This window comes from Streptomyces sp. NPDC056231, from assembly GCF_048270745.1.
GTDB lineage: Bacteria > Actinomycetota > Actinomycetes > Streptomycetales > Streptomycetaceae > Streptomyces.
Genome location: NZ_JBLVKW010000037.1, coordinates 62848 through 77281, shown reverse-complemented (window position 1 = coordinate 77281; position 14434 = coordinate 62848). Strand labels below are relative to the sequence as shown.

The following is a 14434-nucleotide window of genomic DNA, read 5'->3' as shown; positions in this document are numbered from 1 at the left end:
CGGAGTACACCGGGCGAATCAACCGCATCGGCACGGAACCGGTGCTCTGGTCCCGCTCCTACTTCGCGGGATCCTGCGGCGGAGCACCACTGACCGTGATCCGCCAGTACATCGAAGAGCAGAAACAATCTGCCTGACCATCCCCCACGCGCAGCGAACTCCGGCGCTTCGCGCCTCCGGACCAAGGATGCGTTTCCCTCCCCGGCTGAAGCCGGGAATACCCACGCAAGATCAGGGATGGGCGAACGCACCCCGGGCGGGACGCAGGTCCACCCAGCCCTCGGTGTTCAGCCGCTGCAAGGCCTCGCGCACCGGCTGCCGGGACAAACCGAGGTGCCCCCGCCAGCTCACTCTCGACCAGATGCCGGCCGGGGCGGAGCTCACGCGTGGTGATCAGTTCGAGCAGTGCCTCGTAGACGCGCTCACGCAGCGGACCGGGCCGTTCCAGCTTCGGCAGGGCCCCCTGCGGCAGTCCTGCGGACACCATCGCGGTCCCCTCCCGGCGACGGGCAATTGCTTATCGTCCACAGACCACCGAGCGCCGTGGGAGGTCAGGGGCAGCGGATCACCTGGCCCGCGTACGAGAGGTTCCCGCCGAACCCGAAGAGCAGTGCCGGCGCGCCGCTGTCGACCTCGCCGCGTTCCACCAGTTTCGACAGGGCCATGGGGATCGAAGCGGCGGACGTATTTCCGGAATCCACGACATCCCGGGCGATGACTGCGTTGACCGCACCGATCTTCCTGGCGACCGGTTCGATGATCCGCAGATTGGCCTGGTGCAGTACCACCACGGCGAGATCCTCGGGGGCTACTCCGGCCTTTTCGCACACTTTGCGCGCGATGGGCGGCAGTTGGGTGGTGGCCCAGCGGTAGACGGACTGCCCCTCCTGGGCGAAGCGCGGCGGCGTTCCCTCGATCCGGACCGCGCGGCCCATCTCCGGCACCGAACCCCAGAGCACGGGACCGATTCCGGGTGCGGCGTCCGCGCCGCCCTGCGGGTCCGCGACCACGACCGCGGCGCCCGCACCATCGCCGAGCAGGACGCAGGTGGAGCGGTCGGTCCAGTCGGCGATGTCGGCCATTTTGTCGGCGCCGATCACCAGCGCACGGGTCGCGGAGCCCGCCCGGATCGCATGGTCGGCGGTCGCGAGAGCGTGGGTGAAGCCGGAGCAGACCACGTTGATGTCCATGACGGCGGGCGAAGCCATGCCGAGGCGGGCAGCCACGCGCGCGGACATGCTCGGCGAACGGTCGATCGCGGTGGAGGTCGCCACGAGGACCAGATCGATGTCGGCGGGGTCGAGTCCGGCCGTGGCGAGCGCCTTGGCCGCCGCGTGCGCGGCCATCTCGTCGACCGGCTCGTCAGGGCCTCCCACATGGCGGGTCTTGATCCCGACGCGACTGGTGATCCACTCATCGCTGGTGTCGACCATGGCCGCCAGGTCGTCATTGGTGAGCACCTTGGCGGGCTGATAGTGGCCGAGCGCCACGACACGTGAGCCGGTCATGTAGAGGTTCCCCTCGCTACGTATGGCAGGAACTATCCAGTCTTGGTGGCTACCGCCCGGTACGGGGGCACGTGATCCCACAGGATTACCGGCCAAGGCTTGGAGGCTTGACCACACCCTTGCCCTTCGCTGAACGCATACTGTAGACAATATTGACTTGACATCATCTCCTCTTCCCTTGCTCGGCCCCTTGCCGAATGGAGAGCCCCGTAGAGTCGCAGGTGTCGGCACCGGTGCGACCGGGCTGCATTGAGGTGTGCCCCACCGGGGCACCGGCCCACACGGAGACCACGACCGCCTGCGTGCCTCCTGCGGTGTCGACTGCAACGTCACCCTCCATGTGCAGGACAATGAGCTCGTCAAGGTCACCTCTCCGCACGACAACCCGGTGACCCACGGCAACCTCTGCATCAAGGGCCGCTTCGGCTTCCATCACGTACAGAATTGGGTTCAGCCGCCATGGGACGGGTCACCGAGCGCCGCCGCACCATCCGCATCCGGGACGGGGCGGTCTCCACGCGCCCCGACACCCTCGTCGCCGAGGAGCCCCTGGAGATCCGGCTGAACGGCAGGCCACTCGCCATCACGATGCGCACGCCGGGCGACGACTTCGCGCTGGCGGCGGGCTTCCTGGTCAGCGAGGGCGTGATCGGTGACGGCTCCGAGGTGCAGTCGATCGTGTACTGCGCGGGGGCGACGGCGGACGGTGTGAACACGTACAACGTGGTGGATGTGAAGCTCGCGCCGGGCGTGCAGGTCCCCGACATCACGCTCGAACGCAACGTCTACACGACCTCCTCCTGCGGGCTGTGCGGCAAGGCGAGCCTCGACGCTGTCCGCACCACCACCCGGCACCCGATCGCCGACACTCCCCCGGTCCGGGTCGAGCCCGCCGTGCTCTCGGCTCTCCCCGACCGGCTCCGCGAGTCGCAGCGGGTCTTCGACCGGACCGGAGGCCTGCATGCGGCGGCGCTGTTCTCCGAGACGGGGGAACTGCTCGACATCCGGGAGGACGTCGGTCGGCACAACGCGGTCGACAAGCTTGTCGGCCGGGCCCTGACCGACGACCGGCTGCCGCTGTCCCGCGCGATTCTGCTGGTGTCGGGGCGGGCCTCCTTCGAGCTGGCGCAGAAGGCGGTGATGGCCGGGATCCCGGTGCTGGCTGCGGTCTCGGCGCCGTCGTCGCTCGCCGTGGATCTGGCGGCGGAGACCGGACTGACCCTGGTCGGATTTCTGCGGGGCCCGTCCATGAACGTGTACGCGGGTGAGCACCGCATCACCCTGGAGGCGGCGGTCGGCCAGGGCTGAGGTGCCCGGCGCGTGACACGGGTCGGGGGTCCGGCCGGCTGGGAGCGCCCCCTGCGCCGGCCGATCCCGCTTCCCTGAGGGCTGTCCCGTAGTCGGCGCCCTCGGGTCCGGGCGAACGCGTCAGCCCACCGAAAGGGGCTCCTCCACCACCGCACCGCTCGCCGGAATCCCCGGGCGCTCCCGGAGTCCGTCCTGAGGATCCCGCGAGCGCCGCTTCGCGATCACCGCGCACACCATCAACTGCATCTGATGGAAGAGCATCAGCGGCAGCACGGCGAGGCCGGCGTGCGCCCCGAAGAGCACGCTGGCCATCGGGAGTCCGGACGCCAGGCTCTTCTTCGAACCGGCGAACTGGATGGCGATCCGGTCCCCTCGGTCGAAGCCGAGCCGCTTCGCCCCGTACCAGGTCAGCGCGAGCATCAGCGCGAGCAGTGCCGCTTCGGCGGCCAGCAGCGCACCGAGCCTGGTCGGGGTGACCTGGTGCCAGATACCGGCGACCATGCCCTCGCTGAAAGCCGTATAGACGACCAGCAGGATCGAGCCCCGGTCGACACGGCCGAGGACCTTCTTGTGGCGGGCGAGGAAGCCGCCGATCCAGCGGCGCAGCAGCTGCCCGGCGATGAACGGGAGCAGCAGCTGGACCCCGATCCTCAGCAGCGCGTCGGCCGAGAATCCGCCGCCGCTGTTGCCGAGCAGCGCTGCGGCGAGCAGCGGGGTGAGGAAGATCCCGGCGATCGAGGAGAAGGAGCCTGCGCAGATCGCCGCCGGCACGTTGCCGCGGGCGATCGAGGTGAAGGCGATCGACGACTGGATGGTCGACGGGACGAGGCAGAGGAAGAGGAAGCCGGCGTAGAGCTGCGGGGTGAGGACGTACGGAACCAGCCCCTTGCCGGCCAGCCCCAGCAGCGGGAACGCGACGAAGGTACAGATCAGGACGGTGAGGTGGAGCCGCCAGTGCCTGAGGCCGTCGAGCGCCTCGGCGGTCGAGAGGCGGGCACCGTACAGGAAGAAGAGGAGGGCGACCGCTCCGGTCGACGCGCCGTCCGCGACCTTCGCGGCGGTCCCCGATGCGGGCAGCAGCGCCGCGAGCGCGACCGTGCCGATCAGCGCCAGGATGTACGGGTCGATCGGCAGCCAGGACGGCAGCTTGAAGGTGCGGCGGCTCATGTGCTCCACGTGTCTCTCGATCCGGTCGTGCCCTGTCCATCCTGCTCTCGACCATCGCGATCGTGAACTCGGCATACCGCTCTCACTGTCATCATGGTTCGCGATAGCCTGGGCGCTGTGTACGACCCCGCACAGCTCCGTACCTTTCTTGCCGTCGCCCAGACGCTGAGCTTCACCCAGGCCGCCCGTCGGCTGGGCGTGCGGCAGTCCACGGTGAGTCAGCACGTGCGGCGGCTGGAGGACGCCACGGGGCGCCAGCTGTTCACGCGGGACACGCACCGGGTCGATCTCACCGTGGACGGTGAGGCGATGCTCGGCTTCGCGCGGACGATCCTGCAGGCCCACGAGCGGGCCGCGGCGTTCTTCACCGGGACGCGGCTGCGCGGGCGGCTGCGGTTCGGGGCGTCCGAGGACTTCGTTCAGACCCGGCTGCCGGAGATCCTGGAGTCGTTCCGCCGCGATCATCCGGAGGTCGAGCTGGAGCTGACCGTGGAGCTGTCCGGGACGCTGCACCGGCAGTTGGCGGCGGGACGGCTCGATCTCGTCCTCGCCAAGCGGCGGACCGGTGACACGCACGGCGAACTGGTCTGGCGGGACGCACTGACCTGGATCGGCGCACCACAACTGCGGATCGACCCGGACCGCCCGGTGCCGCTGATCCTCTTCCCGCCGCCGGGCCTCACCCGGGCCCGCGCCCTGGAGGTGCTGGAGGAGCACGGCCGGTCCTGGCGGATCGCCTGTACGAGTGCGAGCCTCAGCGGGCTCGTCGCGGCGGCCCACGCGGGTCTCGGCGTGATGGCGCACACCAGCGGGCTCATCCCGCCGGGACTGACTCCCGTACCGGCCAGGGCGGGGCTGCCGGAACTCGGCGACGTGGATTTCGTCCTGCTGCACGGCCACCGCCGGGACGCGGCGCAGGAGGCGGCGGACGCGCTCGCGGCGGCGATCCTGGCGGGCGGCGACCGGCTGATCCGTGGCGCCGGCGGGGTCAACGCGATCAGCGGCCGCGGCGGCGCATAACCGCACGCGTGCGCGGGGAGTATGGGCAGCAGATACGGAACACGAATCGACCGTCATGACGGGAGTGGCCGAGGCGTACAGATTCGGTGGAGATTCCGGCGCGAGCTGCCTACTCCACCGTCAGAAGTGCGCCCGAGCCTTGCCCATCTGGCCGGATATCTGTGGCTGAACCTGTGCGGATGGCACGCTTTCCGGTCGCTCCGGGCCCTCCCGCCGAGCCACCCGGTGGGGTAGCGTCACGGCGCCGTGCGGAGCGCCACAAGGAGCAGGTCATTGCGCGAGTTCACTGTCCCCCCCATGGCGGTCGCGCCCCACACAGGCGGGCTGGCCGATGCCGTCTTCGACTATGCGGAAGAGGATCCGCACCGCGTCGCGCTGGGCCGGAAGGACGCGGAAGGATGCTGGCGTGATGTCACCGCGGCGGCGTTCCGCGACGAGGTCCTCGCGCTCGCCAAGGGGCTGATCGCCCACGGTGTCCGATTCGGCGACCGGGTCGCCCTGATGGCACGTACCCGTTACGAGTGGACACTCTTCGACTTCGCGCTGTGGACGGTCGGCGCCCAGTCCGTGCCGGTCTATCCGACGTCCTCCGCCGAGCAGGTCCTCTGGATGCTGCACGACGCCGAGGTGTCCGCGATCATGGTCGAGCACGAGGACCATGCGATGACGATCGCCTCGGTGATCGACCGGCTGCCCCAGCTGAAGCGGCTCTGGCAGCTGGACTCGGACGCGGTGACCGAGCTGATCGAGGCGGGCGTGCGTGTCGAGGACGAGGTGGTGCACCGGCACCGGCGGGCGGTGACGCCCGATTCGGTGGCGACCGTCATCTACACGTCCGGCACCACGGGCCGCCCCAAGGGCTGTCTGATCACGCACGCCAACTTCATGTTCGAGACGGACACGATGGCATTGCGCTGGAAGTCGGTCTTCCGTTCCAAGCCGGGCGACGAGGCCGCCACGCTCCTCTTCCTGCCGCTCGCGCACGTCTTCGGCCGGGTGGTCGAGATCGCGGCGGTCCGCGGCCGGGTGAAGCTGGGCCATCAGCCGGAGCTTTCGGCGAAGGCGCTCATGCCGGACCTGGTGTCGTTCCGGCCGACATTCATCCTGGCGGTTCCGTACATCTTCGAGAAGGTCTTCAACGGCTCCCGGCGCAAGGCCGAGGCGGAGGGCAGGATCGGGCCCTTCGACAAGGCCGTCGAGGTCGCGGTGAAGTACGCCGAGGCGATGGAGCACCGGGCGTTCGGGACCGGCCCCGGCCCTTCCGCGGGGCTGCGGATGCAGCACCAGTTCTTCGACAAGGTCGTGTACAAGAAGGTCCGCGACGCCATGGGCGGCCGCATCCGGCACGCCATGTCGGGCGGTTCGGGGATGGAGCGGCGACTCGGGCTGTTCTTCGACGGCGCGGGCGTCACGGTGTACGAGGGGTACGGACTGACCGAGTCCACGGCGGCGGCCACCGCCAATCCGCCGGAGCGCACCCGGTACGGCACGGTCGGGCAGCCGCTCCCCGGCACCACCGTGCACATCGCCGAAGACGGCGAGGTCTGGGTGCACGGCGCCCAGGTCTTCGGCGGCTACTTGAGCAACCCGAACGCCACCGCCGCGGTGCTGCACGACGGCTGGCTGGCCACCGGCGACCTGGGTGCGCTCGACGAGGACGGCTATTTGACGATCACCGGCCGGAAGAAGGAGATCCTGGTGACATCGGGCGGCAAGAGTGTGTCGCCGGCCGGTCTGGAGGAGCGGGTGCGGGCCCATCCGCTGGTGGCGCAGTGCATCGCGGTCGGCAACGACCGGCCGTACGTGGCGGCGCTGGTGACCGTGGACCAGGAGTCCGTGGACCACTGGCTCACCATGCAGGGGCGGCCGCCGATGAACGCGGCCGACCTGGTACGGGACCCGGATCTGGAGATGGAGGTCAGGCGGGCGGTGGTGGCCGCGAACACGGCGGTGTCGCAGGCCGAGTCGATCCGTACCTTCCGGATCCTTGCGCATCAGTTCACCGAGGAGCACGGTCTGCTGACCCCGTCGCTGAAGCTGAAGCGGAAGGCGATCGAGACGGCGTACGCGGTCGAGGTGGACGCACTGTACCGCTGATCGCAGGGCGTCGGGCGCCTACTCCCTGTCACGGTGGGGAGCCGTAGGGTCGGAGCGCTGTCGGGACCTGCTTGCGTCGGTCCCGAGCCGACGGGGCTACGGAACCGCCGGTCGGCAGGGAATGCATGGCGCCTCGTGATCGTTGACCGTGGAGATGACAACCGACGACGTAAAGGATCGACCGCTCGTGAGCCAGGTCCCCTCCCTCACCCTCAACAACGGCGTCGAGATGCCGCAGCTCGGTTTCGGTGTCTGGCAGGTGCCCGACGACGAGGCAGCGAAGGCGGTCGCGACGGCCATCGAGTTCGGGTACCGGAGCATCGACACTGCCGCGATCTACGGGAACGAGGAGGGCACCGGCAAGGCCGTGGCCGCCTCCGGTGTCCCCCGCGAGGAGCTCTTCGTCACCACCAAGCTGTGGAACGGCGACCAGGGCTACGAGTCGACGATGCGTGCCTTCGACGCCTCGCTGGACAAGCTGGGCCTCGACTACGTCGACCTGTACCTGATCCACTGGCCGGTGCCTGCGAAGGACGCGTACATCGACACGTACAAGGCGTTCGAGAAGATCTACGCCGACGGTCGCGCGAAGGCCATCGGTGTCTCCAACTTCCTTCCGGAGCACTTGGAGCGCCTGCTCGGCGAGACCTCCGTGGTCCCGGTGATCAACCAGATCGAGCTGCACCCGCAGCTCCAGCAGGCCGAGTCGCGCGCCTTCCACGCGCGGCACGGCATCGCCACCGAGGCCTGGTCCCCGCTGGGCCAGGGCAAGGGCCTCCTGGAGGTCCCGACGGTCATCGCGATCGCCCAGAAGCACGGCCGCACACCCGCGCAGGCGGTGCTCCGCTGGCACCTCCAGACGGGAAACGTGGTGATCCCGAAGTCCGTGACGCCGTCGCGGATCGCGGAGAACATCGATGTGTTCGGCTTCGAGCTGGACGCGGACGACCTGGCCGCGTTCGCCGCGCTGGACGAGGGCAAACGCCTCGGCCCGAACCCGGGCGAGTTCAACCTGGGCGCCTGAGCCCAGCCGTTGCACGACCGAATCACGCACGACCGCCGTCCGGCTCCCCCGCCGGGCGGCGGTCCGCGGCGGGTGAATTTCGAAACACGCCCTGGCTGAGGGCTGTCCCGTAATCCTTGGTGGATCAGCGCGCGGCGTCAGATGCGGTGCATCGCAAGGCGGAGGGGCGTCCTCATACTGGGCGTATTCGAGCGTTCCGACAACGCAGCGAGGCGCCGCAGCTGACGCCGTGCGCCCGCCAGGGATTACGGGACAGCCCTTAGGATGAGGGCATGCCAGACCCACCGGCGCGCCCGCGCGTCATGAAAGGCGCCGGGGGCCGGATGCTGGCCGCGGTCGAGCTCGACCGCGGTAGCGCCCTGCCGCTGCACCTGCAGCTGTATCGGCAGCTGCGGGGACTCATCCTCGACGGCGCCCTGCCGCCGGAAACCCGATTGCCCTCGACGCGGACGCTCGTCGCCGAGCTCGGCGTCTCGCGGCTGACCGTAGTCACCGCGTTCGAGCAGCTCACGGCCGAGGGGTTCCTGCGTGCACGCCAGGGGGACGGCACGTATGTGGACGCACTGTGGACGGCCACGATGGCACCGGCGCCTGTTGCGCGACCGCAGCTGTCCGAGCGCGGCGCAGCGACGTCGGCACGCGGTGCCAGCCTGTTCAGCGAGGCGCCGCACTCGTGGGATCCGAAAGGCACCGAGTCGTTCGTCCCCAGCCAGGTCGCGGCATCCGCATTCCCTGCCGGCGTGTGGCGGCGGCTGCTGGCGCGGCACGCAGCGCGCACCGACGCAGCCGCCATCGGGTATGGCGACCGCCACGGGTACGAGCCACTGCGCCAGGCGATCGCCGACTACCTCAACGACGTGCGGGGCCTCGGCTGCGGCGCCGAGCAGATCGTGGTGACCTCCGGTGCCCAGCAGGCCTTCAATGTCCTCGCGGTGCTGCTGCTCGACCCCGCCGACACGGTGCTCGTCGAAGACCCCGGCCACATCTCCGGAAGGCTCGCGTTCCAATCGCAGGGATGCCGCGTCCAGGGCGTGCCGGTCGACGACGCGGGCGCGGTGGCGGCAGCGGGCGACCCATCGGCACGCCTCGCCTACCTCACGCCGTCCCGGCAGCATCCCCTGGGCACGGTCATGAGTCCGGCGCGGCGCAGGGAGTGGATCGCGTGGGCGCAGGCGCACGGGAGTTGGATCGTCGAGGACGACTGCGACAGCGAGCTTCGCTATCACGGCACGCTGCTGCCTCCGCTGTTCGGACTCGACCAAGCGCGACACGTCATCTACGTCGGCACATTCAGCAAGGTGCTGGCGCCGTCGCTGCGACTGGGCTATGTCGTGCTGCCCCACGACCTCGTCGAGCCGTTCACGTCGGCCTGCTCGGTGATCGGTCGCACCCCCGCGACCGTGATGCAGGCGGCGCTCGCCGACTTCCTCGCCGAAGGGCACCTGCACACCCACCTCCGGCGCACGCGCCGACTGTACGCCGCCCGCCAGGACGCCCTGCTCGAACAGCTCGACACGCAGCTGGCGCACCGGCTGACGGCGAGGCCGGTCGCCGCCGGGCTCCACGTGATTGGGTGGCTCGAGGCGTCCCTCAACGACATCGACTGCGCACGTGGCCTCGCCCGGCAGGGCGTCTTCACGTATCCCCTGGGGGAGTATCGCGTGCAGCGCCGGCTGCCGCCCGCACTGCTGATCGGGTTCGCGGGCACCGCAGCCGAGCACATGGCGCCTGCCGTGGCGCGGATGGCAGAGGCGTTCGAACGGCTCGAACCCGGCGAAGCTGCCGAGGTGTAGCCCGAGAGGTGGGCTCGCCGAATTGGTCCGCAGAACTGGGCGGCCAATGGCTCTAATGCCCCATCCATTGCGTTGATAGGAAGAAGGGGCGGCGGCCACACACGGTCGCGGCCCTCTTTCTATGGAGACAACGATGCCCCACCTCGATGAGCAGTTCCGAGCGCTCCTGAGTCCGAACCTCACCGCAGCCGAGATCGAACAGATCCCCGACCTGACGGCCGAGCGCGCGCGGGTGCTGATCGACCGGATCGACCGGGTCCGGCTCTTCGGTCACTCGTACGCCCTGCTCACCAACCTCACCTACGGCACCTACGGCCCCGACGACGTCCTCGACTTCGCCCGAGAGCACGATCTGGCCGGCGTCTGCATCCACGTCCTCGACGGCGAGGAGCGCAGCCTGAGCCGAATGAACGACGACCGGCTTCGGGCCTTCGCCGCCCGTGCCCGCGGCTACGGCCTCGCCCTGCACATCGAGATCAGCACGACCGAGCGTGAGCCCGTGGACGAGGCCGTCCGGATCGCCGGCGTCCTCGGCGTCCAGCACGTTCGTGTCTACTCCCGTTACGAAGGGCAGCTGTCGCAGGTGCTGTCGCGCATCGAGGACGACCTGCGCCGGCTCGGCGACCTCGCCGACCTCCACGGCCTGCACTTCTCGTTCGAGCAGCACGAAGAACTGCGCTCCGGCGAGATCGCTCAGCTGCTGCGCACCGTCGGCCACCCCCGCCTGCACGCGATGTTCGACCTCGGCAACATGATCAACGCGTGCGAACGGCCGATGGACGCCCTGGCCCAGCTGGCGCCGCACATCCTGCAAGCGCACCTGAAGGGCGTGCACGTCCTTCCTGAGGGCGACGGGTTCGGCCACCGCGGCGTGCTGCAGGGCAGCCCGGAGGACGACCTGCCGGGGGCGCGGATGTTGTTCGACCTGCTCATGCTCGGCGACGACGAGCCGCAGGTCATCACCTTCGCGCTCGAACAGGAGAACCTGTACTACGCGCCCGCCTTCCGCCATCACAGCGAAGGCGACGACCCCTTCATCCCCTACCGGGAACCGAGCACCACGGGCCTTCCTGAAGGATGGACGCTGCGCGACCTGCTCGCCGCCGAGCCCGGCTGGGCCGTCGACCAGGTCGTCCACGTGCGCGGGCTGCTCGCCCGGATGCGCGAACTCGCCGCGTCTCGCCTGGCCGCCGCCGACGCCCGGGCAGGTGCGCGATGACGACCACCACGATGAAGGCCGCGCCGGCCAAGACCGGGTTCGACAAGGCCAGATGGGCGCGCTTCGCGGTCCTCGTGATGGCGGGCGGCACCATCTACAAGCTCGCCAACATCAAGGACGTCTTCTACGTCCCGATGCAGCAGCAGATGGGGCTGAGCAATACCCAGATCGGTGCGCTACTGAGCGTGAACTCGATCGTCGCGACCGCACTGTTCGTGGTCGGAGGGTACCTGGCCGACCGGTTCTCGACCCGCATCCTGATTCCGCTCGGGCTGATCGGCGCGGGCGGGCTCGGGCTCTATATGAGCACGTTCCCCGGTTACGGGCTGCTGGTGCCGATCTTCGCGGTGCTGGCCGTCTGCACGGACTGCCTGGTCTGGCCGGCACTGCTCAAGAGCGTCCGGCGCCTGGGTGGGCCGGAAGAACAGGGGCGGCTGTTCGGCTTCCTCGAGGGCGGTCGCGGCGTCGTCGACACACTGGTCGCCTCCTCGGCCCTCGGCGTCTTCGCCCTGCTCGGCTCGGGCGCCGCCGGCTTCCGTGCCGCGATCGCCCTCTACGCGCTGATCGACATCGCCGTCGGCGTGCTCCTGTTCTTCCTGCTGCGTGACCAGGGCCCCGAGTCCGTCGTGGATACGCCGACGAAGAAGCGCGTCGGCCTCAACGAGATCCTGCATGCCGTCCGGCTGCCGCAGCTGTGGTGGGTCAGTGCAACCGTGTTCATGGCGTACGTCGTGTACTGCGGCCTGACCTACTTCATCCCCTACCTCACGTACGTGTACGGACTGCCGGCCGCCCTCGCCGGCGCCTACGGCATCATCAACCAGTACGGCCTCAAGATCCTCGGCGGCCCGCTCGGCGGCGTACTCGTCGACAAGGTCTTCAAGGGGGCCAGCAGGTACCTCCGTCTCGCGTTCGTGTGCCTCATCCCCATCGCAGCGATCATCCTGCTGCTGCCGACCGGTGAGCAGAACCAGATCCCCGCGATGGCCGCCTGCCTGCTGTTCTCACTGATCATCTTCACGATGCGTGGTGTGTTCTGGGCGCCCATGGACGAGGTCGGCGTCCCCAACGAGGTCAGCGGCACCGCGTTCGGCATCGCCTGCCTCCTCGGTTACGCCCCCGGGATGTTCGCCTTCCTCGTGTACGGCGCGATCCTCGATGCCAACCCGGGTGCGGCGGGGTACCACCTGGTGTTCATCCTGATGGCCGCACTCGCACTGGTGGGTGCGGGAGTCGCAACCGGCCTGGCGCGTGTGGCTCGCGCGCGTCGTACCGCCGCCGTGCGGGAGGGCTGAGCCCGCTCCGCGCGGGGGCGACATGGTCGCTCGTCGCACCCCACGGGACTTTCGAAGCACGCCCTACGCGCGTCGGGCCAGGTGGACCGTGCGCACCGTCAGCAGGAAGACGTCGGGGCGGTGGTGCAGCCCGGCCGGGTCCTCGGGGTCGAGCAGCCGGTCGAGTGTGGCGAGGTCGTCGGCGGCGAGTTCCCCGGCGAACATCTCGCGGCAGCGGGCGAATTCGGCGATGACATGGTCGCGCGCCTGGCCGGAGAGGGGGGCGGGCAGGTCGAGCAGGAAACTGCGAGTGCCCTGCGGGGCCAGCCCCACCGCCGTGAACAGGGCGCTCCAGTCCTCGATCTCCCGCGTGGCGTCCGGGAGCGCCGTCCGCATCTCCTCGAACCACTCCGCGGTGATCGCGTCGAGCCTGGCCTCCAGGCCGGGCCGGCCGATGCCGATGTCACGCGGAAGCTGACGGGTCGTCAGTCCGCCCTCGACGAGGGCGATGGTCCCGCCGGGGCGCAGCAGTCCGGCGAAGCCGGCGAGGACGGCGCGCTGGTCCCCCATGTGATGCAGGGCGTTGCCCGCCCAGATCAGGTCCGCTTCTCCCAATGTGGCAAGCCCGTCGGGGATTTCGGCGTGCAGGGTGTGAACGCGATCGCCGAGTCCGAGGCGTTGGGCGCGGGCCCGGGTGCGCTCCAGGAGCGCCGGAGCGCTGTCCACGGCGACGACTTCGGCCTCGGGGAACTCCTCGGCGAGCAGGCAGGAGATCACGCCGGGGCCGCTGCCGATGTCGAGGACCCTGCGCACCTGCGGTGCGGTGGGCAGTCCGGCGATCCAGTGGGCCGCCGCCGCGTACTGGGGGCTGCTGAGGTCGCCGTTCCGCTCCAGCTGCAGACCCATGACGTCCCAGTCGAGGTCGGCGGTGTCGTGGTGGTGGCTGTGCCCGGTACGGTCGGGCCGGCTCCGGGTGCTGCTGTGATGAGGGCCGTGATCGGCGTGCTTCGTCATGCGGACAAGCCTCGCCGGGCCTCAGGCAGGTGGCGAACTTTGTTGCCGGTTCGGCAAGCCGTGGCCTCTCCGGTACTCCTGGGGGCTGACACCGCGGCCGCGTTTGAAGGCGGTGCTGAAGGCGAACGACCCGCTGTAGCCGACCTTCCGGGCCACCGCCTCCACGGTGGCGTCCGTCTCCCGCAGCAGATCCGCGGCGACGGCCAGGCGCCAGCCGGTCAGGTACGCCATCGGTGGCTCCCCCACCAGTTCAGTGAAGCGGCGGGCGAGTCCGGCCCGCGAGACTCCGGTCCGGGCGGCCAGTGCGGCAACCGTCCAGGGATGCGCCGGTTCGTTCTGCAGCAGCCGTAGCGCCTGCCCGACAACCGGGTCGCCCATCGCCCGGTACCAGGCCGGTCCCTCGGCCCCGGGCCGGGAGAACCAGCTGCGCAGTACGGCGATGAGCAGCAGATCGAGCAGCCGGTCGAGGACCACGCTCTGGCCCGGCTCGTCCCGGGATATCTCGGCGTCGAGCAGCATCAGCAGGGGGTCGCTCCGGTCGTCGGAAGGCAGGAGAAGCAGCGGGGGCAGGGCGTCGAGGAGCCGCCTGCTGATCTCGCCCTCCAGAAGGTAGGTGCCGATGAGCATGTTCGCCGCGCCGTCGGGGGCGTTGCCCCAGGTGCGTACCCCCAGGTGCATGGACTCCGAGAGCGGCTCGCCGCGCAGGGTGCCGCAGGCGCCGCCGGGGCCGATCCGGGCGTGCGGCGCAGTGTCGGGGGTGTCGGCGACGATGTACGGCTCCGGGCCGCGGGCGATGGCGATGTCACCGGGCCGCAGCAGCACCGGGTCCGTGGCGCCTGCGGGGACGATCCAGGCCTCGCCGTGGGTCATGGACATCAGACAGAGCGGCGCCCGGTCCTCGATCCGTACGGACCAGGGCGGTTCCATCACCATGCGCAGCAGGAAGGCACCCCTGGCCCGTGGTCCGTCGAGCAGTCCGGCGAGTGCGTCCATGGTCAGCAGCGTAGACG

Annotated in this window: 12 protein-coding genes and 2 pseudogenes; 9 read left to right on the top strand and 5 right to left on the bottom strand. The window is 69.9% G+C overall.

Going from position 1 to position 14434, the window contains the following annotated elements; genetic code table 11:
* Positions 1 to 137, top strand: a 137-nt coding sequence (locus ACNPQM_RS25740) for a transposase (protein ID WP_418085889.1), incomplete at its 5' end; no start/stop codon positions are given.
* A 100-nt stretch (positions 138 to 237) separates the two neighbouring features.
* On the opposite strand, the pseudogene ACNPQM_RS25735 reads toward ACNPQM_RS25740, so the two are convergent.
* Together ACNPQM_RS25735 and ACNPQM_RS25730 are read right to left on the bottom strand one after the other, a co-directional pair.
* Positions 238 to 487 (bottom strand): annotated as a pseudogene (locus tag ACNPQM_RS25735) (GntR family transcriptional regulator); the annotation flags it as partial.
* A gap of 64 nt (positions 488 to 551) precedes the next feature.
* A complete protein-coding gene (locus ACNPQM_RS25730) occupies positions 552 to 1508 on the bottom strand; it encodes a beta-ketoacyl-ACP synthase III (RefSeq protein WP_418085887.1) in 957 nt (318 codons plus the stop codon).
* Positions 1509 to 1753: 245 nt separating this feature from the next.
* On the opposite strand from ACNPQM_RS25730, the pseudogene ACNPQM_RS25725 reads away from it, so the two are divergent.
* Positions 1754 to 1953 (top strand): annotated as a pseudogene (locus ACNPQM_RS25725) (Fe-S-binding domain-containing protein); the annotation flags it as partial.
* Between the two features lie 14 nt (positions 1954 to 1967).
* On the top strand, positions 1968 to 2816 hold the full coding sequence (fdhD, locus tag ACNPQM_RS25720; protein WP_358858547.1) for a formate dehydrogenase accessory sulfurtransferase FdhD: 849 nt from the start codon (positions 1968 to 1970) through the stop codon (positions 2814 to 2816).
* Between the two features lie 120 nt (positions 2817 to 2936).
* Here the strand turns inward: fdhD and ACNPQM_RS25715 are convergent, their stop codons facing one another.
* Complete coding sequence (locus ACNPQM_RS25715; RefSeq protein ID WP_418085886.1) at positions 2937 to 3983, bottom strand: bile acid:sodium symporter family protein; 1047 nt, start codon at positions 3981 to 3983, stop codon at positions 2937 to 2939.
* A gap of 108 nt (positions 3984 to 4091) precedes the next feature.
* Here ACNPQM_RS25715 and ACNPQM_RS25710 point away from each other — a divergent pair, with 108 nt between their 5' ends.
* The 6 genes from ACNPQM_RS25710 to ACNPQM_RS25685 all read left to right on the top strand — a co-directional run bounded on the left by ACNPQM_RS25710 (position 4092) and on the right by ACNPQM_RS25685 (position 12431).
* Positions 4092 to 5003, top strand: coding sequence for a LysR substrate-binding domain-containing protein (locus ACNPQM_RS25710; RefSeq protein ID WP_418085888.1), 912 nt, complete (start codon positions 4092 to 4094; stop codon positions 5001 to 5003).
* A gap of 297 nt (positions 5004 to 5300) precedes the next feature.
* On the top strand, positions 5301 to 7100 hold the full coding sequence (locus ACNPQM_RS25705) for an AMP-dependent synthetase/ligase (protein ID WP_418085885.1): 1800 nt from the start codon (positions 5301 to 5303) through the stop codon (positions 7098 to 7100).
* Between the two features lie 187 nt (positions 7101 to 7287).
* On the top strand, positions 7288 to 8124 hold the full coding sequence (locus tag ACNPQM_RS25700; RefSeq protein WP_418085884.1) for an aldo/keto reductase: 837 nt from the start codon (positions 7288 to 7290) through the stop codon (positions 8122 to 8124).
* A gap of 272 nt (positions 8125 to 8396) precedes the next feature.
* Positions 8397 to 9917, top strand: coding sequence for a PLP-dependent aminotransferase family protein (locus tag ACNPQM_RS25695; RefSeq protein ID WP_418085883.1), 1521 nt, complete (start codon positions 8397 to 8399; stop codon positions 9915 to 9917).
* A gap of 133 nt (positions 9918 to 10050) precedes the next feature.
* Positions 10051 to 11136, top strand: coding sequence for a sugar phosphate isomerase/epimerase family protein (locus ACNPQM_RS25690; protein WP_418085882.1), 1086 nt, complete (start codon positions 10051 to 10053; stop codon positions 11134 to 11136).
* Complete coding sequence (locus tag ACNPQM_RS25685; RefSeq protein WP_418085881.1) at positions 11133 to 12431, top strand: MFS transporter; 1299 nt, start codon at positions 11133 to 11135, stop codon at positions 12429 to 12431. The genes ACNPQM_RS25690 and ACNPQM_RS25685 overlap by 4 nt, the downstream gene beginning before the upstream one ends.
* Positions 12432 to 12494: 63 nt before the next feature.
* On the opposite strand, the gene ACNPQM_RS25680 is transcribed toward ACNPQM_RS25685, so the two are convergent.
* Complete coding sequence (locus ACNPQM_RS25680; RefSeq protein ID WP_418085880.1) at positions 12495 to 13424, bottom strand: class I SAM-dependent methyltransferase; 930 nt, start codon at positions 13422 to 13424, stop codon at positions 12495 to 12497.
* A 21-nt stretch (positions 13425 to 13445) separates the two neighbouring features.
* Entirely contained in the window at positions 13446 to 14417 is a 972-nt protein-coding gene (locus ACNPQM_RS25675) for an AraC family transcriptional regulator (RefSeq protein ID WP_418085879.1), read from the bottom strand.
* Positions 14418 to 14434: the final 17 nt, after the last annotated feature.

What these genes read in the sequence shown, in the direction of transcription:
- ACNPQM_RS25730 (WP_418085887.1), bottom strand. Translation starts at nt 1,508, where the DNA reads ATGACCGGCTCACGTGTCGTGGCGCTCGGCCACTATCAGCCCGCCAAG.
- fdhD (WP_358858547.1), top strand. Translation starts at nt 1,968, where the DNA reads ATGGGACGGGTCACCGAGCGCCGCCGCACCATCCGCATCCGGGACGGG.
- ACNPQM_RS25715 (WP_418085886.1), bottom strand. Translation starts at nt 3,983, where the DNA reads ATGAGCCGCCGCACCTTCAAGCTGCCGTCCTGGCTGCCGATCGACCCG.
- ACNPQM_RS25705 (WP_418085885.1), top strand. Translation starts at nt 5,301, where the DNA reads ATGGCGGTCGCGCCCCACACAGGCGGGCTGGCCGATGCCGTCTTCGAC.
- ACNPQM_RS25695 (WP_418085883.1), top strand. Translation starts at nt 8,397, where the DNA reads ATGCCAGACCCACCGGCGCGCCCGCGCGTCATGAAAGGCGCCGGGGGC.
- ACNPQM_RS25690 (WP_418085882.1), top strand. Translation starts at nt 10,051, where the DNA reads ATGCCCCACCTCGATGAGCAGTTCCGAGCGCTCCTGAGTCCGAACCTC.
- ACNPQM_RS25685 (WP_418085881.1), top strand. Translation starts at nt 11,133, where the DNA reads ATGACGACCACCACGATGAAGGCCGCGCCGGCCAAGACCGGGTTCGAC.
- ACNPQM_RS25680 (WP_418085880.1), bottom strand. Translation starts at nt 13,424, where the DNA reads ATGACGAAGCACGCCGATCACGGCCCTCATCACAGCAGCACCCGGAGC.
- ACNPQM_RS25675 (WP_418085879.1), bottom strand. Translation starts at nt 14,417, where the DNA reads ATGGACGCACTCGCCGGACTGCTCGACGGACCACGGGCCAGGGGTGCC.